The sequence below is a fragment of the Shimia sp. genome (assembly GCF_965227725.1).
Lineage (GTDB): Bacteria > Pseudomonadota > Alphaproteobacteria > Rhodobacterales > Rhodobacteraceae > Shimia.
In genome coordinates this window covers 1012676-1030756 of sequence record NZ_CBDDGH010000005.1, presented here as the reverse complement: position 1 = coordinate 1030756, position 18081 = coordinate 1012676, and the positions used below count along the sequence as shown (strand labels likewise).

Annotated in this window: 14 protein-coding genes; 4 read left to right on the top strand and 10 right to left on the bottom strand. The window is 59.2% G+C overall.

Going from position 1 to position 18081, the window contains the following annotated elements:
* Positions 1–258: 258 nt before the first annotated feature.
* The 4 genes from ACO07T_RS15335 to ACO07T_RS15320 all read right to left on the bottom strand — a co-directional run bounded on the left by ACO07T_RS15335 (position 259) and on the right by ACO07T_RS15320 (position 8323).
* Positions 259–1452 carry an HlyD family type I secretion periplasmic adaptor subunit gene (locus ACO07T_RS15335; RefSeq protein WP_209079036.1) on the bottom strand — a complete coding sequence of 398 codons (1194 nt, stop codon included), beginning with the start codon at positions 1450–1452 and terminating at the stop codon, positions 259–261.
* Positions 1449–3764, bottom strand: coding sequence for a type I secretion system permease/ATPase (locus tag ACO07T_RS15330; RefSeq protein WP_422050112.1), 2316 nt, complete (start codon positions 3762–3764; stop codon positions 1449–1451). The genes ACO07T_RS15335 and ACO07T_RS15330 overlap by 4 nt, the downstream gene beginning before the upstream one ends.
* The gene (locus tag ACO07T_RS15325; RefSeq protein ID WP_422050111.1) at positions 3761–5044 is read right to left on the bottom strand and encodes a TolC family protein; all 1284 of its coding nucleotides are present in this window, start codon (positions 5042–5044) and stop codon (positions 3761–3763) included. The genes ACO07T_RS15330 and ACO07T_RS15325 overlap by 4 nt, the downstream gene beginning before the upstream one ends.
* Before the next feature lie 132 nt (positions 5045–5176).
* Positions 5177–8323, bottom strand: coding sequence for an Ig-like domain-containing protein (locus ACO07T_RS15320; RefSeq protein WP_422050110.1), 3147 nt, complete (start codon positions 8321–8323; stop codon positions 5177–5179).
* 864 nt (positions 8324–9187) lie between these two features.
* On the opposite strand from ACO07T_RS15320, the gene ACO07T_RS15315 reads away from it, so the two are divergent.
* The 4 genes from ACO07T_RS15315 to ACO07T_RS15300 all read left to right on the top strand — a co-directional run bounded on the left by ACO07T_RS15315 (position 9188) and on the right by ACO07T_RS15300 (position 13936).
* Complete coding sequence (locus tag ACO07T_RS15315) at positions 9188–10300, top strand: porin (protein ID WP_422050109.1); 1113 nt, start codon at positions 9188–9190, stop codon at positions 10298–10300.
* A gap of 309 nt (positions 10301–10609) precedes the next feature.
* Entirely contained in the window at positions 10610–11743 is a 1134-nt protein-coding gene (locus tag ACO07T_RS15310; RefSeq protein ID WP_422050108.1) for a porin, read from the top strand.
* 182 nt (positions 11744–11925) lie between these two features.
* Positions 11926–13260, top strand: coding sequence for a trigger factor (gene tig, locus ACO07T_RS15305; protein ID WP_422050107.1), 1335 nt, complete (start codon positions 11926–11928; stop codon positions 13258–13260).
* A gap of 262 nt (positions 13261–13522) precedes the next feature.
* Positions 13523–13936 carry a DUF1330 domain-containing protein gene (locus tag ACO07T_RS15300; protein WP_422050106.1) on the top strand — a complete coding sequence of 138 codons (414 nt, stop codon included), beginning with the start codon at positions 13523–13525 and terminating at the stop codon, positions 13934–13936.
* Between the two features lie 86 nt (positions 13937–14022).
* Here the strand turns inward: ACO07T_RS15300 and ACO07T_RS15295 are convergent, their stop codons facing one another.
* The 6 genes from ACO07T_RS15295 to rpsF all read right to left on the bottom strand — a co-directional run bounded on the left by ACO07T_RS15295 (position 14023) and on the right by rpsF (position 17778).
* On the bottom strand, positions 14023–15258 hold the full coding sequence (locus ACO07T_RS15295) for an HlyD family secretion protein (RefSeq protein ID WP_422050105.1): 1236 nt from the start codon (positions 15256–15258) through the stop codon (positions 14023–14025).
* Positions 15259–15261: 3 nt separating this feature from the next.
* On the bottom strand, positions 15262–15714 hold the full coding sequence (locus ACO07T_RS15290) for a hypothetical protein (RefSeq protein WP_422050104.1): 453 nt from the start codon (positions 15712–15714) through the stop codon (positions 15262–15264).
* A 172-nt stretch (positions 15715–15886) separates the two neighbouring features.
* Positions 15887–16360 (bottom strand): transglycosylase SLT domain-containing protein, encoded by a 474-nt coding sequence (locus ACO07T_RS15285; protein WP_422050103.1) that lies wholly within the window; start codon positions 16358–16360, stop codon positions 15887–15889.
* A gap of 175 nt (positions 16361–16535) precedes the next feature.
* A complete protein-coding gene (gene rplI / locus ACO07T_RS15280; protein WP_209062195.1) occupies positions 16536–17156 on the bottom strand; it encodes a 50S ribosomal protein L9 in 621 nt (206 codons plus the stop codon).
* 12 nt (positions 17157–17168) lie between these two features.
* Complete coding sequence (gene rpsR / locus ACO07T_RS15275; RefSeq protein WP_009805008.1) at positions 17169–17396, bottom strand: 30S ribosomal protein S18; 228 nt, start codon at positions 17394–17396, stop codon at positions 17169–17171.
* A 25-nt stretch (positions 17397–17421) separates the two neighbouring features.
* Positions 17422–17778: a 30S ribosomal protein S6 gene (rpsF, locus tag ACO07T_RS15270; protein ID WP_058240946.1), complete on the bottom strand. Its 357-nt coding sequence runs from the start codon at positions 17776–17778 to the stop codon at positions 17422–17424.
* Positions 17779–18081 lie beyond the last annotated feature (303 nt).

Here is an 18081-nt window from a genome sequence, read left to right as displayed (position 1 = left end):
CGAGTTTGTATCTGTACGCCTAAATGATAGGCTAGTCGCTCCCGTCTAAAAACATTTTTTACTTCTTTAGGTATGTGAACAGGTTAGAACGAAAACTTAACAGCGTCCTCAACCACGGAAACCCGGCGTTATTGTCGCTATCCATGTCGCAAATTCGACCAAGACGTCATTATTGCGAAACTGAGTTTAGTCCGCAAAAATCACTTCCTTCGACACTCGAGACACTCCTAGCCTACAAAACCAACCCCACCCCTCCCGCTAAGGTTCGCGAAACGCCTCTTTGCTCTTGTAAAGCGGTTTCAGCAGGTAGCGCAGGATGGTTTTGGAGCCGGTGTGCAGCTCTACGGTGGCGCGCATGCCGGGGCGGATTTCTATGGCTTTCTGGCGCTCGGTCAGGGCGTCGGCGTTCACGTTGACGGTCACGCGGTAAAACGGCGGGGCGGAGGGGTCGCGCTCGTCTTCAAAGGTGTCCGCAGAAATGAAATCGACCTTGCCCTTAAGCGTGCCGTAGATGGTGTAATCATAGGCGGTGAGCTTGATGGAAGCGTCTTGACCCGGCTCGACATTGGCGATGTTTTCCGGGCGCACACGGGCCTCGACAAAGAGCTCTTCGCCAAGCGGGATGATCTCAAAAATCTCCTCACCCGGGCGGACAACGCCGCCGATGGTGGTGACGGCGAGATTGTTCACGATGCCGCGCATGGGGGCGGTGATCACGGTGCGGGAGAGCTGATCCTGCGCGAGGCGCATTTCCTGCCGCAGGGAGGTGATCTCTTTCAGGGTTTCGGAATATTCCTCCGCCAGCACCAGCTCGGCCTGCGTGAGGATGTCCATATAGCGGATCTCTGCCTCTGAGGCTTTCTCGCGGGCCTTGTTGACCTCCAGCAGCGCGACGAACTCTTTCTTGTAGAGGTTCTCCATGTTGGAGAGCTCTTCCTGCGCCTGTTCAAGCTGGGTGAAGGCCCCTTCTCGGCGGCTGTCGATGTCGGTCTGGCGGGCGGCCAGAAGCGCCTGCTCGGATGACAGGATGCGCGGGGCGCGGGTGGCCAGCTCTTCGGGCACGTTAAATTCGAATTTGCCTTCGATTTCGGCCTCAAGACGCAGGCGGCGCAGCTCCAATGCGTCGATCTGGTCCTGCAGATCGTCAAAGGCGGAGCGGAAGCGGGTGTCTGACAAGGTGGCGAGCACCTGACCGGCCTCCACAAGGTCGCCCTGTTTGACGGCGAGATCTGCGAGGATGCCGCCTTCGAGGTTTTGCACCGATTGGGAGCGGGAGGAGGAGACAACTTCGCCGTCCGCGCGCACGATTTCATCGACCCAAGCAAAGGCGGCCCAGAGCACAAACAGGCCCATGGCGATGGCGATCAGGCGGATGGTGAGGCGGGAGGCGCGGAGCTGGTCGTCCAGCCCGCTGTCATAGCCTGCGTCATTGTCATATCCGGTGGCGCTCATGTGCGGTCTCCGGCGGCGAGATGGGCGAGCACCTGCTCGCGGGGGCCATCCACCACGAGGCGGCCGTTTTGCAGGATCAGCGTGCGGGTGGAGAGCGACAGGATTGGTGTGCGGTGCGTGGCGATCAGGGCGGTGCGGCCGTTGAGCCAAGTGGACAGGCGGCTGACAAGCGTGCGCTCCAGCGTCTGATCGAGCGCGGCGGTGGGCTCATCCAGAAGCACGATCTGCGGGTTTTGCAGCCAGAGGCGGGCCCAGCCGATGGATTGGCGCTGACCGATGGAGAGGCCCTCGCCGCCGTCGCGGATTTGCAGGTCGAGGCCTTGCGGGTGGTTGCGCAGGAAGGGGCCGAGGCCAGCGAAATCCAAAGCTTCCATCAGTCGGTCATCGTCACGCTCAAGCTGGGTCAGGTTGAGGTTGTCCCGCAGGCTGCCCGCAAATAGGCGCACGTCCTGAGACAGGTAGCCGATGTTGCGGCGCAGGTCGCGCTGGTCGATCTGGCTCATGTCGGTGCCATCGAGCAGCAGGCGGCCTTTGGTGGGGCCGTAAAGGCCTGCCATGAGCTTCAGAAGCGTGGATTTGCCGGAGCCGTTGGCGCCCAGAATGGTGACACGCTGGCCGGGTTTGATGACAACACCGGGGACATCAAGTGTGGGCGCGCCGTCTTCGTCATAGGCGAAGGACAGCTCGCGCAATTCAAACTGGCCGGAGAGCTTTTTGCGGCGGAGATATTTGCGTTCGCCGTCTTTCTCCTGCTCAGAAAGTGCAATGGCATCAAGGCTTTCCAGGGCGCCTTTCACGTTGGACCAGCGCGCTAGCGTGCCTGCAAACTGGGTGAGCGGCGCAAGGGTGCGCGAGGTCAGGATACCGGTGGCGATGATGGTGCCGACGGTGAATTCACCGGCAAACACCAGATAGGTGCCGATCACGACGGTGGCGATATAGGTGGTTTGCTGCACGCCCTGAGACCAGTAGGTCAGCGCGGAGCTGAGGCGGCGCTGTTCGGCGGAGGAGTAAGAGGACACCGCGTTGAGTTCGTCCCAAAGACGCAGCACACGGTCTTCGCCGCGTTGGGTCTTCACGGTGTCAAGCTCGGTGATGACCTCCTGCAGCAGGCGGCCGACCTTGGCGGAGGCGCCTTGGGTTTCGCGGGACAGCGCGATCATGCGCTTTTGCAGGACATAGGCCGGAAGCACCATCAGGACGCCGCCGAGCATCAGCACCCAGACGAGATTGCCCGCGATGGAGGCCACGAGGGCGAGAAAGATCACGATGAAGGGCATGTCCGCCAGCACGGAGATCGTGGTGGAGGTGAAAAAATCGCGCACCGCACCAAAGTCGCGCATAGCGGCAAAGAGGCCGGAGGGCGGCAGGGGGCGGCGGTCTGAGCGCATGCCAAGCAGGCGTTTCATCAGACGGTGCTGGATGGAGAGCTCCATGCGGCGGCCGGCGGCGTCGCTCATCTTGGCGCGCGCAAGCTTCAGGAGACCCTCAAGGCAAATCGCAAAGATCGCGCCAATGGCCAGCACCCAGAGCGTGGCCTGGCTTTGATGCGGAATCACGCGGTCATAGACCTGCAGGGAGAACAGGGCGACCGCGACGGCGAGCAGGTTGGCCACCAGAGAGCCCAGCATGATCTCGCCCATATGGCGGCGATACTTGGTGAACTCGCCCCAGAACCAATGGCCGGACATGCCGTCTGCGATCTGCGGGATGTGCCGCTCCGCCAGTTGGCGCAGGGAGACTTTGGCGCGTAGAGCGGTGCCGGAGAAGAACGGCGTAAACTCCGCAACCGGCACCTCGGCGCGGTTGTCGGGCTGGCTGTCGTCATAGACGGTGAGCGTCTCGTCTTCTTGGGAGAGAACCAGCACGGCCTGACCGTTGGTCATCATGGCGATGGCGGGCCAGGCGGCGGGGCCGGGCGCAAGCTTGCTTTGGACTTTGGGCTCGACACCGGCTTGTGCCAGCGCATTGGCGAGCGCTTTCACAGAGACATCGCCGGGGGCGGAGGTCCACATGTGCTCGGCCACATCGGTGACGGGCACCTCAGAGCCGTTGAGCGCGGCCAGCGTTGAGATCAGCGTGGCGCGGTGCTGGATGCGGTTGGCGGTGGCCTCCACCAGATCATGGATCGCGTCGCCGGGTTTTGCCACCTCTGCCTCAGCGTCTGGGGCCGATTGGGCCGCAGAAATCGTGCTGACTTTGGGCGGGCGGGTCTGGTTGGCCTGACCGGCCTGATTGGCGGGCTGCGTCGGTTTGATGGAGGCGATGGAGAGCACCGTTGGCGCCTTGCCTTTGGGGGTATCCGCGGTCAAATCGCGTCTCCATCCGCCAGCAGCCCAAGATCGCGGGCCAGCTCAAGCTGCGCAAGAAGGCGGTCATATTTGGCGTCAACGCGGTCCAGATCGCGCAGCACGGATTGTTCGTAGACGTCGACAACCTCCAGCACCGAGCGCTGGCCGGCACGGAACTGCGCCTCAAAGAGTTTGTAGGTCTTGCGGCCTTCCTGAGCGAGGTTCTGCGCCTCGGCTTCCTGACGGGAGAGGCTCTGAATATTGCTTTCCAGCCGCTTGCGGAGACGGTCGCCATCTTCGCGGGCTTCATCCACCTGACGGGCGGCGATGTCTTTGGAGGCTTCGATGGCCTTGAGGCGCGCACCGGTGCCCAGACCCAAGCCCACGTCATTGCCGACATTCAGGCTGCCGCTGTTGCCATCGTTGGTGAGGCTGGCACCGGCGGTCAGGCCCGGAAGCTGGCGCGCGCGTTCAACCGTGGCCAGCGCGACGGCGCGGTCTGCTTCGGCGCGGGCTTTGACCACCTCAAGCGGTTCCACCGCCGGGTAGGCCTGATTGGGCAAGGGGGCAGCGGGGGTGAGCGCAAAGCGCGTGCCGGTCATGGCCTGCAATTCGCTGATTGCGGTTGCGGCGTCTTCGCGGGCGGTGTCGTTGCGGGTGTCCAGGGTCTGGATCTTGGTGCGCACCATGCGCAGGTCGCCTTTGTTGGAGACACCACCGTCGATGCGGCCCTGCACGATACGTTCGAAATGTTTGAGCTGCTTAAGGCCATCTGCGCCGACTTTGGCCCGTTCCTGACCGCGCAGCCCTTTGATGTAGAGTGCCAGCGCGGTGAAGCTGCGCTCATTGAGATCCTGAGACAGGGTGACGGCGGCAACTTCGACATCGGCGGCGGCATAGGCGCGCTCGGCCTTTTTGCGGCCATGGTCATAGAGCACCTGTTCCAGCACCAGACCGGCAATCACATCGCCCAGAGAGGTCAGCGAGATTTCCGGGCCAATCGTCGGAAGCCAGTTTTTGTCTTCTGCCTCAGCGCGCAGGCGGGCGGTTTGCAGCTCGGCCTCTGCAGTGCGGCGGGAGGAGGCGAGGGCCACATCAGACACTTCGCTCAAGGCGCTGTCGGCAGGCAAAACGGAGCGGCGCGCAAGCAGTGTGTTGAGAATTTCGCTTTCGGCCTTGGCCTCATCCTGAGCAAAGCTGCTGCGTTTGCTGACCTCCGGTGTGGCGGCCGAAGCGGCCTCAGAGGCTGGCTTTGACTTCAGGAAAGACTCAGCTGAGTCAAGGTGTGGGACCGAGAACATGCAGCCGCTCAGAAGCGTGGCCCCAAGGAGCAGGGGCAGAGACTTATGATGCGTGCGGCAGGGCATGTCGCGAGCGTATAACCTTGAGCCGGAGGGAGAGAAAGGGCGGCAGAAGGCCGCCCCCGTGATCTGTTAGACGATGACGTTGATGTCCTGGTCCACCACAAGCGTCACGCCGTCATTGCCAACGGTGTAGACGTCATAGAGCTGACCGTCGATAGTCTCTGTCTGGTTGGTTTTGACCGCGCCATTGACGGTGATCTGGTCGGTGGTGTTGCCACCCCGGTCGATGCCACCATGGATGGTCAACGTATCTGATGTGTCTGACAGGTCCTTGATCTGTTGCTCCGTCAGGGTCAGCCGCGCCTGATCGGCGTAGTCCAGCTCGATCGCTTCGATGTTGAAGCCTCCCAAGGCGGCATGATCCAATGTGCCCGTGTTTGTGGCGTTGCCAGAAAGCACGATGAGCGTGTCGGATTCGTTGCCAGCACTGTCAGTGGAAGCGGCCACAAGATGGGTGCCATCAGGCGCGGCCGAGTTCAGGCGGAACAGGGTTTCAGTGCGGCTCAGATCAATCTCGGTGGTCGCTACATCTGTGCTGCTGCCATCGGTGTTGAGCGCGTGGATGTCGTAGTTTTGGGCCTCTGTATCGAGGACCAGAGAGGTCACATCCGAGCCTGAAAAGGTCACAGAATCCACGATAGGGCTGGTGATTTCTGTATCGATCGCGAATGTTGCGTTTGCCGTGGCGGTGTTGCCAGCGACATCGGTTACCGAGAGGTTGACGTCTGCCGTGTAGGTACCTTCGGGCAACGTGCCGGAAGCGTAGGTCACCGACCAGTTGCCGGAGGCATCAGAGGTGACGGTCCGGGTCACAGGGGGGAGGTTGTCTCCGGGGCGGTCCACGGAAACAGTGACAGTTGCATTGGGTTCGGTGGTGCCCTCCAGAACAACACCGCCCCGCATTTGCGCTGCGTTCACCGGGTTTGCGAAGACGCCGGAGGACAGGTCCACGTTGATTGCGGTGGAGGTGTCGATGCGCAGGGTGCCGGTGGACGAAGCGCTGTTGCCAGCGGCGTCGGTGGCGGTGACGGTGACCGCTGCGTCATATTCCCCTTGGCGCACATCGGAAGAGGTGAAGTTGGCTGTCCAGTTACCGCTGCCGTCGGCGGTGACGGTGCGGGTTGCGTTCTCCAGTTTGACAACCACTGTGCTGCCGGCCTCAGCCGTGCCGGTCAGAGCGAAGCCGGAGGCGACCTCTGCGGCATTGGCGATGTCGTCGCCGCCGACCTGATTGCTGTCCAGACCTGCAGAGATCTGAGTGTCGACAGCCACGGTTGTGGAAGAGGTGGTGCTGTTGCCAGCGGCATCGGTGGCGGTGGCGGTGACCAGGCTGTTGTAGGTGCCCTGCGGGATTTCCGCAGAGGTGAAGCTGGCCGTCCATGTGCCGTTTGCCGCGGCCGTGACAGTGCGGGTGACACCTTCCATGGTGACCGCGACGGATGCGCCCGGATCTGCGGTGCCGGTGAGTGAGATGCCGCTCTGGACCTCGGCGGCATTGGCGGTGTTGTCGCCGCCCAGCTGGCTGCTGTCAAAGGCGAGACCAATCTCCGTGTCCACGCGCAAGCTTTCGGTGGAGGTGATGGTGTTGCCCGCCGCGTCTGTTGCGGAGACGGTCACTGTGCTGTCGTAGGTGCCGGAGCGGATTTCGCCAGCGCCAAAGTTGGCGGTCCAGTTGCCGCTGTTGTCTGCTGTGACAGTGCGGGTGACGCCTTCCAATGTGACGGTCACAGATGCGCCTGCGTCGGCGGTGCCGGTGAGGGCAAAGCCAGAAGCCACTTCGGCGGCGTTGGCTATGTCATCCCCTCCAACCTGATTGTCGTTCAGGTCTGCGGAGATTTCCGTGTCCACTGCGATGGTCGAAGTGGTGGTTGTGCTGTTGCCCGCGGCATCGGTTGCGGTGAGGGTCACCGTGGCATTGCCGGTGCCCGCTGTGATCGTGCTGGCCGCGAAGTTAGATGACCATGTGCCGTTCGCGCCGACGGTCACATTCTGGGTGACGCCGCCAAAGGTGATGGCAAGTGCGCTGCCAGCTTCGCCGGTGCCAGAAAGTACAACACCGTCAGTGGCTTCCGCGGCGTTGATGATGTTGTCGCCTTCCACGGTGTTGAGGGCCACAGACGGGGCGATGGTGTCCACTTCCAGCTGGTCGGTCACGGTGGTGACATTGCCGCGCGCGTCAGTGGAGGTGATGGTGACAGCGGTGCTGTATTCGCCAGTGTTGATCTCGCCTGAGGCAAAGGTCACCGACCATGTGCCATCGGCCAGCACGGTGGTGCTGTGCGTGGTGCCGTCGATTTCGACGGTGAGTGCTGCGCCCGCTTCGCCGGTGCCGGAGATCACATGGCCGGAGCGGTGCTCGGCCTCGTTGACGATGTCGCCGGTGGACACGGTGCCGTCCTGAACATCTACGTCTGGTGGTGTCGTGTCGATGTCGACCGAGGGGCCATCCAGATCATAGGTGGTGGCATCAGGTGCAACCACCGCAACGGTGCTGGCGTAGACGCCATCATCGGGCAGGGCGGCGGCATCAAAGCTTGCGGAATAGGTGCCATCATCCCCGACCGTGGTGGTCACGGTTTCAGAGCCAATGGTGACGGTCACGGTCGAGCCTGCCTCGCCGGTGCCGGTGATGGTGACGCTGTCATCCTCGGTGCCGCCGACAATGCGCGAGACATCCGGATCGTCCACGGTTGGGATGATCGGGCCGCCGTTGCCACCGCCATCGCCGCCACCGTCAATGGTCGAGGCCACAACGGCCGCACCACCAACGCCGAGAAGGCCGGGAATGAAACCTGCGACAGGGGCCACAAGCGGCGCAACAACCGGCTCGATGCGTTCCAGATCGAGGAAGGTCAGCTGATCATAGGCGCTCCACTTCTCTGACGTGGAGATTTCGGTGTATTGCGCAAAATACTGATCGACCACAGGCTCTCCGAGGTCGACCTGCTGGAAGGCGCCATTCTTGGAGATGAAGAGGTCACGCTCTTCGCCTGCGACGGATTGGAAATAATTCTGAAGTGTAATGGTCTCGCCTGACGCCAGGTGGATCACCAAATCCTCACCCTGCTGCATGTAGCCTGCGATGTCATCAGAGGCGAGATTGAGAGAAACGTCCTTGGCTTGACCTAAAAAGATGACGCTATTGGCCTCTTCCGCAGTTTGCCCGCGAACGACAACCCCATCCGTCCCGCGGATGGCGTAACTCAGTGTACTCATATTTGTATTACCGCTCTAAGTTGATCGGGCTTTGGCCCTTGTTGGATTGCGGTGAGTATAGCTCATGACCTTCAATAATCTAGGGTTTTTCCACAATTTAAGGCGAATTCGGTGCAGTTTTTCCACAGGGTGTTGCGGATTTATTTACGGGAAACCTGTTGAGCTTTAACGCTTATTTAGGGGTTTGTTCTGGAGGGGCGCTCGTTTGGGTGCCGAAAGGGTCGATTGCACATCTCTGGGGGTGAGTGGGTGTGTCTCAAGGTTGCTTTGGAATTTCATAAATCTTCCAAAAGGAGAAATCGTCGCCAGTATTCCGGATTTGTGTTCAGCGAAAAGGTGAGTCCTTGAGGGGCTGAAGTGCCGTGCTGATCGCGAAAACGTGATCTTGGGGCGGGGTGCTTGCGCGTTGGGTGGCGAATTATGGCTTAAGTTGACTTTAGGTAAGCGGAAAATCGCTTATGTCGTTTTTGACGCACGCGTAAGCTTGGGTGAAATTTAGGTAAGTATCTGAAAGTAAATATATAAAGTAAGAATGTCTGGCATTTAAACTGTTAATGGAAGGTCTAAATGCGAATTTCGATGCGAGAAAACGACAGAATTTCACTCGTTAACGACCTGAGTGTCCCTGATTGCTGAAATTTTATCGAATACTGGATTTGCAAAGCCAGATGACCGGGCGTAAACGCCCCACCGCATCAGGGCTGCGTGCCCGAAAGCACTGTGGCGCGGGATGGCGTTCAGATGCGTTTTCACGTGGTTTTGAGGCACAGCATGACGGCTGGCGATCCCAATGGGGAGATCGTTGGCCAGGCTCTCGCACAAAAAGCCCTTGGGAATGCCCAAAGGGATCTATGGAGAAGAACAATGGTTGGATTGAAACAATCCGTATGGATCGCCCCGGCGGCGATGATTGCAGGCAGCGTGGCGATGACCTCCGCAGCACAAGCAGAAGATGGCTTCAGCTTCTACGGCCGTCTGGGTGGCGCGATCACCAGCGTAGATGATGGCGTGGATTCCCAAAGCGAATTCAGCGACAACTCCAACTCGTCCAGCCGCGTTGGCGCATGGTACGAGCGTGGCGTTGCTGGCGGCACACTGAAGTTCAACGTTGAGGCCTCCCTGGGTCTGCGCGGCACCGACGAAGTGAGCCAAGCAGGCACCCCAGACTTCCTGTACTGGGACCGCAACGACATCCGTAAGTTCGAAGCGATCTACGAAACCGACCGTTTCGGCACTTTCTACATCGGTGAAGGTTCTTCCTCCTCCGACGGCACCGCAAGCGCGGGTGACGTCGCTGGCACCGACATCGCGGGCGGCGTGTCTGTGGCCGATAGCGCAGGTGGCTATCAGTTCCGCACCAGCGCAGGCGCACTGTCCGGCGTGAGCATCGGTGACGTGTCTGACAGTCTGGACGGTGGCCGTCTGGGTCGTATCCGTTACGACGCACCAACCTTCAACGGTTTCACTGTGTCTGCATCCGCAGGTACCGAAATCCTGGAGCCAAACGTCGACTCCGAGTTCTACGACCTGGCTGTTTACTACAACAACACCCTGGGCGACTATGAAGTTGCGGGTGGCCTGTCCTACTCTCAAACCGGCAACACTGCAAACGACGCAGACGCGATCGTTGGCTCCGTTGGCGCGCTGCACACCCCAACCGGTCTGAGCGCAAGCATTGCTGCGGGTGAAACAGACAATGACACTGGTCTGGATCAGGACTACTTCTACGTGAAAGTTGGTCTGCAGCGCGACTGGTTCTCCATCGGCCGCACCTACCTGTCCGTAGACGCATACCGCGGCAACGACTTCGCATCCGCAGGTGACGAGAGCACCGCATACGGTATCGAAGCGGTTCAGGACATCGACAACTCCAACATGAAAGTGTTCGCGAGCTACCACCAGCACCAGTACGAAGCGACTGGCGCGTCTTTCCAAGACATTGATGCATTCCTGGTTGGTGCACGCTGGAGCTTCTAATTTCTGAAGTTTTTCAGAAATGAGCTTTGAAAGGCGGTCGGAATTTCCGGCCGCCTTTTTCTTATATTGATCGTCCAATTGCGGGACGATGCTTTTTTAATTTGTAACATCGAAACTTGATGTCGTGAATTTGAATAAAATTTACGATATAGTCCAATTGGAGTGCTCAACTCATCCTTTGGGATTGGTTGGCGCTTTGAGCCCGAATTGAATTGGTGGGCCCGAATTTGCGAAACGGCAATTCGGGTGGGGGCTCTCAAATACGACTTTAAGACACATTTTGAACTCTCAATCGATTGGAGAAGCGTGATGGGTAAAAGGGTCTTGGGCAGTATATCCAAAATTACCAAAACCATGGTCGGCGGGGCGATTGCCTTTTCAGGGACAGCAACGGCGGTATTGGCGCAGAACAATGCCGAGCTTTATGGGCATTTGAACTACGGGTTTATTGTGGTGGACGACGGGGACACCACCACCAGCGAATTTGCAGATAACTCAAATGCCGTCAGCCGGTTTGGTGTGCGCTATTCCCAGCCAATTGGGCAGGGCACATTCAAATTCAATTTCGAAACCGGATTGGGCCTCGCGGGCAGTTCTGATTGGAGCCAGATCAATGACCCGGAGTTTCTGGAATGGGAGCGCACCAATATCCGGAAAGTGGATTTCAGCTATGAGGGCAGCTTTGGTAAGGTCTATCTGGGGCAGGGCAGCATGGCGTCTGACGGGATCACCGGGGCGAGTTTCTCGGGCACCGACGGGATTGCAACCAGCGCGGTTGCCGATGTCGGCGGCGGGTTTCATTTCAGCGACGGGATGGTTGATGGCACAGAACCCACTGTGAAATCGGTGTTCAATGACTTTGACGGTGGCCGGTTGGGGCGTGTGAGATATGACACGCCGCCGCTGGCCGGAGGCGGTTTGATCCTCAGCGCAGCTGTGGGGGAGAACATCCTGAGCGAAGGTGTGGATGACACGGTCTATGACCTTGGTTTGGTCTACAACGGCGATGCCGGAGATTTGCAATATAGTGCGCGTATCGGCAGCGAGTGGACGGATTTTGACGCGGGCGGCGACGCCAATTCGGTGTTTGGGTCCTTTGCCATTTTGCACACGCCCACTGGATTGAATGGCAAGATCGCAGCCGGGCGTCGCGACAGCGACAACAGCGCGGTGGACAGCGACTATTTTTACACCAAGCTCGGCAAACGTGATTTTGAATGGTTTGCCTGGGGCAAGACCCATCTGTCGGCGGATTTCTTCTGGGCCAATGACTCCCGTCTTGCGGGCGATGATGGATTTGCCTGGGGGCTGCAGGCGACACAGGAGCTCGATAACTATAATGCCGAGCTCTATCTGGCGTATCGTCAGTATCAATATGAAGAGCCGGGGCTGGATTATCAGGATATCGACATCTTCATGGTGGCGGCACGCTGGAACTTCTGACACCCGCTGATCGGCAGAGGGCCGCCCCTTGGCCTCTGCTTGGTCCCTGTCGCTGACTGAAAGCCGCTCTCTGCGTGGAATTGGCCTTGCACAGCGGCGCGGGGGCCACTAGAAGAGCACAAATTTTCTCGACTGCGCGCGGACTCTCATGTGCCGCGCGCCGCTACTTATGGGGACTCCTGATGCAGGTTACCGAGACTCTGAACGAAGGTCTGAAACGCGGCTATTCGATCACCGTGACAGCTGATGAGCTGGACGCGAAGGTCAATGAAAAGCTGAAAGAAGCACAGCCGGAAATCGAAATGAAAGGTTTCCGCAAAGGCAAGGTGCCGATGCCGCTTCTGAAAAAGCAGTTTGGTGAGCGCCTGATGGGCGAAGCCATGCAAGAGACCATCGACGGTGCGATGAACGCGCATTTCGAAGAGTCCGGCGACCGTCCGGCGCTGCAGCCGAAAGTCGAAATGAAAGACGGCGAAAACTGGAAGCCAGGCTCTGACGTAGAAGTCGAGATGTCCTATGAAGCGCTGCCAGAGATCCCTGAAGTGGACCTGAAAGGCATCAAGCTGGAGAAGCTGGTTGTCAAAGCAGATGACGCCGCCGTGGACGAAGCTCTGGGCAACCTCGCAGAAACCGCGCAGGACTTCAAAGCACGCGGCGAAGGCGACGCGGCACAGGACGGCGATCAGGTTGTCATGGATTTTGTGGGCCGCATCGACGGCGAAGCCTTTGACGGCGGCGCAGGCGAAGAATTCCCACTGACCCTCGGCTCCGGCCAGTTCATCCCCGGCTTTGAAGAGCAGCTGGTTGGCGTGAAAGCGGGCGAAGAAAAAGACGTGACCGTGACCTTCCCTGAAGAGTACGGCGCAGAAAACCTCGCGGGCAAAGAAGCCGTGTTCTCCTGCACCATCAAAGAGGTGAAAGAGCCGGTTGCTGCAGAGATCAACGACGAGCTGGCGACCAAATTCGGCGCTGAAGACCTTGCAGGTCTGAAAGCTCAGATCACCGAGCGTCTGGAAGCAGAATACGCCGGTGCCGCACGTGCGGTGACCAAGCGCGCGCTGCTGGACGAGCTGGACAAGCTGGTGTCCTTCGAGCTGCCGCCATCCCTGGTGGAAGCAGAAGCGGGCCAGATCGCACACCAGCTGTGGCACGAGGAAAACCCAGAAGTGGAAGGCCACGATCACGACAAGATCGAGCCAACCGATGAGCACAACACCCTGGCAGAGCGCCGCGTGCGTCTCGGCCTGCTGCTCGCAGAACTGGGCCAGAAAGCAGAGGTCGAAGTGACCGACGCCGAGATGACCCAAGCGATCATGAACCAGGCGCGTCAGTACCCTGGTCAGGAACGTCAGTTCTTTGAGTTCATTCAGCAGAACGCACAGATGCAGCAGCAGCTGCGCGCGCCGATCTTTGAAGACAAAGTTGTCGACTATGTCTTTGAGCTGGCGGAAGTGAGCGAAAAAGAGGTCTCCAAAGACGACCTGCAAAAAGCCGTAGAGGCACTGGACGACGAATAAGTCCATACCCCGTTAACGGGACAGTGAGAGGCCGCTCCAATGGGGGCGGCCTTTTTTATTGGCTGGTGGGGTATTTGAGGCTGGCCCCGATACACAGTTTGGAATGGCGGCCAGCCCCCATACGCAGGTTTTAATGGGGGCCAGCCCCCATACCCCCGGGATACTTCAGGAATGAGAATGCAGGGGCGGGGGTGCGCGGGAGGTGCTTGATCTTTTGTTGTTGGGGTTGTTCTCTGCGAGGGTGTTTTGAGGAGAGCAGACATTGGACTACACCACATTTGACAAAGCCGGATATGAGGCTTTCAAGGCCAACGATCGGGAGGGGCCGGTGCATATGCTGAACCTGATCAAGCTGCGTGATCAGGCGGTCTATGAAGATGGGCGAGAGGCCAGCGGTGCGGAGGCTTATGCCGCTTATGGGCGCGAGAGTGCGCCGGTGTTCAAGCAGCTTGGCGGCAAGATCATCTGGCGGGGCAGCATGGAGCAGATGCTGATCGGGCCGGAGAAGATGTGGAATCTGTGTTTTATTGCGGAATATCCAAGTGTGGAGGCCTTCACCTCCATGCATAAGTTCGCGGAGTACCGCGCGGCGGTGCTGCATCGACAGGCGGCTGTGGAGGACAGCAGGCTGATCCGCATGGCGCCGATGGCGCTTGGCGGGAATTTTGGAGAATAAGCGCGCTCCCAGAGTTGGATAGCGAGAGCTTGCAACAAAAAAGCCCCGGCGGGAGACCGGGGCTTTTTCTGTTTCTGTCGCTAGGATCAGTGGTGGCCGGAGAAGACCAGCGTTCTGAACGGCATGAGAATGGCGCGGAAGCGAAGGATCAGGGCGTGGGCGTAGCCGACGGTGTCGATCACATGCAGGGCCACAAATTTTGCCGTGCCGATGTTGGGATCCTGCAGGCGCTCGTGGTTGCTGGTGTAGGCGTTGACCTCGCATTGGCTGCCAGGGGGCAGATGGTCGATGCCGCCTTCCCAGAGCGGTTCCATATAGGCGATCACTGTGCCCGGGCGCTGCAGGTTTTGCGGATCGCGCAGGGTGTCGGAGGGGCGCACCTGACCGGAGGGGATCACATCCTGCACGCCGATGATGACCATGGGGGTCACCCGCATCGGCGCGGTGGCGCAGGAGATTTCTGCCAGCATGCCGGGGTGGAGCACCTGCGCGGTCAGCTGGCTGAAGCCGGCCTGAAACCGCCCGCGTCCTGTGTCTGAGGGCACAAGAATGCCCGCAGGACGCAGGATCGGGTTGATGTAATCTCCGGGGCGAAGATCAAACTGTTCGATGCGTCCGGCCTGTCCGGCATAGATCGTCATTTTCGACAGTTCCACCTGGGCCTGGTTGAGAGAGGCCTCGGCGCTGTCCTTTTGGGCCGGGATCTGGATTTCCAGCCGGTGCTTGGCGGACTCAAGAGCGGAGTGCGCGGCATCCACGGCGGCAAGACGTTCCTGAATGAGGTTCTCCAGACGCTCGACCTCACGCACGGTCACAGCAGGGGAGTTTTCCTGAAACAGGGTGTTTTTGCGCTCAAACTCGTCTTTGGTTTGCTCAAAGGCGGCTTCGGCGGCGTCAAAATTGGCCTGTGCCACGCGGGTGTCATCGTGGGCCAGAAGGGCGGCTGCATCCACTTCGATCACAGCTGCGCGGGCGGTGGCGACGGCGGCGCGCTGGCGGCTGTCATCCAGTTTGAAGATCACATCGCCTTCTTCCACGGTCTGGTTGTTTTCCACCATCACCTCGGTCACGCGGCCGCTGATTTCCGGCAGGATGGTGACGGTGCGGAAAAACGAGGTCACATTGGAGGTGGAGGGGTGGTAGTAGAAGATCAGTGTGATCAGGCTGACCGTCAGAATGAAGCAGGAGCTGAGGCCGTAGCGCAGCTCGTACCACATGGAGAACAGGGTGATTTCCTGCCCCAGACGTTTGCCCTGCCAATAGCGGCGGAACAGAAAGTCGGGGAAGATGGTCAGCATGGAGCAACAGATAAATTCCAGCATGGCTTACACCTCACCGTCTTTGGCGGCGTCTTTGGACGCCGTTTGGGTGGGGGCTGGAGTGGCCTCTGCCGCTGCGGATTGGGCAACAGCTTGCGGAGGCTCCGGTGATTTGAGGCGGTCCAGCGCATCGGCGATGCGCCCAAGCGGGGTTTCATAGTCCGGGATCTGGATCAGGGCCAGCAGCAGGGCGGCCACCCAGTAGATGTTGTTGTGGGTGAACAGTGCGATCAGGGCAAGCACACCAACGATTTGAAGCTGATTGGCCCCTACTTTATGCGCGAGCTGTTCCGGCAGGGAATGCAGGTGCAAAAAGAAGGTGGTGAGGAGGAACACCATGACCACGGCAAAGATGGCCACATTGGTCATCATCGGGTCTGCCCCTGTCGCATCGGATATGAAGCTGGGGAGATGGTGGGGGGCGAGGGGGTGCAGGGTGCCTGCGGATTCGGTGCTCACAAGGGGCCTCAAAAACTGAAAACAATTGCGGGGAGAATAGTCTTCGCTGAGACCGCTGCCAAGGCGACTTCGTTAAGAATACACTAATCCCGTCAATCTGGTGCAGGGGTGTTTCTTATCTGCCAAAGCGTGAAAAGAGGACGGTCTCAGGCAGGCACAAATGTATTGGGGATCAGGGGGCGAGGCCGGTTTCTTTTAACAATCCTGCGCGCTTGGCCTCCGGGTAGTAGCCCTTGGCATAAAGGAACACAGAGCGATCGTAGTTGCCCTCGGCCACAAGGTAAGCGCCGCGCAGGTATTTGACGGCGTAGGTCAGATTGGTTTCTGCGTCGAGCAAGCCCTCGCGGTTCCCGGTGTAGCCCATACCACGGGCGGTGGGCAGCTGGATTTGCATGAGGCCGATATTGTTGCCGTTGGTGACCCAGGGGCGGTGGGTGCTTTCGCGAATGACCACGCGCTGCACAAGATCACGCGGCACCTCGTAAAAATCGGCATATTGGTTGATTAGCGCGCGCAGCTCTGGCGTTTCATTGGGGTAGAGCGGCGGGTCAAATTCAGGGGCGGCGGTTGGCTCTGTGCTGGCGCAGGCCGCTGGCAGGGAGATCAGAAGGGCGAGCGCCATACGGCGTGAATAGTGGGCGGGCATGCGGCCTCCTGAAAGTCATTTTGCTCAGTATGGCCGTCCGCACAGAAAAGGGAAGCGGTTGGTCGATACAGAGGCACTCTTGCGCAGGAGTTTGCGTAAGCACTGGCCGGAAAAAGAAAAACCGCGCCCAGGTGCACCCGGACGCGGCTTCGCGAATTCTTCGCTGGTAAAGCGTTTACTGCTCTTCGGCAGGCGCTTCTTCGGATGGGGCAGGTGCACCCATGTCGTCGTCGTCAGAGGCAGCTGCGCCGATATCGTCGAACAGTTCGGCGATTTCGAATTCTGCTTCTGCTTCTGCTTCTGCAGCCAGTTCCTGAATGGATTTACCGGAAGCTTGCAGCTCCGCTTCTTCCTCAGAACGGGCAACGTTCAGATTGATGGTGATCTGAACTTCAGGGTGCAGGTTCACGTGAACCGCGTGCAGACCGAGCTCTTTGATCGGAGCGGCCAGAGCAACCTGTTTCTTGTCCAGAGAGAAGCCTGCTTCGGTGGCTGCTTCTGCTGCGTCACGTGGGGTGACGGAGCCGTAGAGCGCACCAGCGTCGGACGCGGAACGAATCACGATGAACTGTTCGCCATCGAGCTTCTCGCCCAGTGCTTCTGCTTCTTTCTTGGTTTCCAGGTTGCGCGCTTCCAGCTGAGCTTTCTGCGCTTCGAAAGATGCGATGTTGGCTTTGGACGCGGTCAGCGCCTTGCCCTGTGGCAGCAGGAAGTTACGAGCATAGCCCGGCTTCACGTCCACAACTTCGCCCATTTGGCCCAGCTTGGCCACACGTTCCAGAAGGATAACTTGCATGTCAGTGTCTCCTTACTTCACGGCGTATGGAAGCAGTGCAAGGAAGCGCGCGCGTTTGATTGCACGGGCCAGCTCACGCTGTTTCTTGGCAGACACGGCTGTGATGCGCGAAGGCACGATTTTGCCGCGCTCAGAGATGTAGCGCTGCAGCAGCTTGGTGTCTTTGTAGTCGATCTTCGGCGCGTTCTCACCCGAGAAAGGGCAGACTTTGCGACGGCGGAAAAATGGTTTTGCAGCCATAACTTAATGTCCTCTCTTAAGGTGATTAGGAGCGGCGCTCGCGGCGGTCGCCACGCTCGTCACGTTTCTGCATCTGAACCGAAGGACCTTCAGCGTGCTCATCAACCTTGATGGTCAGAACGCGCATCACGTCGTCATGCAGGCGCATCAGGCGTTCCATTTCCTGAACCGCTGCGGCAGGCGCGTCGGATTTCAGGAAGGCGTAGTGGCCTTTGCGGTTTTTGTTGATTTTGTAGGCCATGGTTTTCACGCCCCAGTACTCGCTCTCTACAACGGACCCGCCGTTGTCAGAAAGAACTGTACCGAAGTGTTCAACGAGGCTTTCTGCTTGCGCGTTGGACAGGTCCTGGCGCGAGATGAAAACATGCTCATAAAGCGGCATGTGCTCTCCATTCATTTTACAGGCGCATTTCAAAGAGCGGGGCATCTTGGCCTTTCGCACCCCACCCACGAGAGACTGCGCGGTTCAAGCTTTTGCGAAAGGATGGCGCTGTATAGCCGAATTCGGCGAAGGCGCAAGGGGAGAAATGGCTCTTTGGACCAAGTTTTCTTGGGGCTCAGAGAGGGCTTAGCGATGATTTAACCAAAAGCACAGGGATTTCGTTAATCCGCCCCATTCTCGCCTGAATTCACCCGGAAGTTTAGCGCAAAGGCGGGACAAACCGCAGAAACTGTCGCCGCAAAG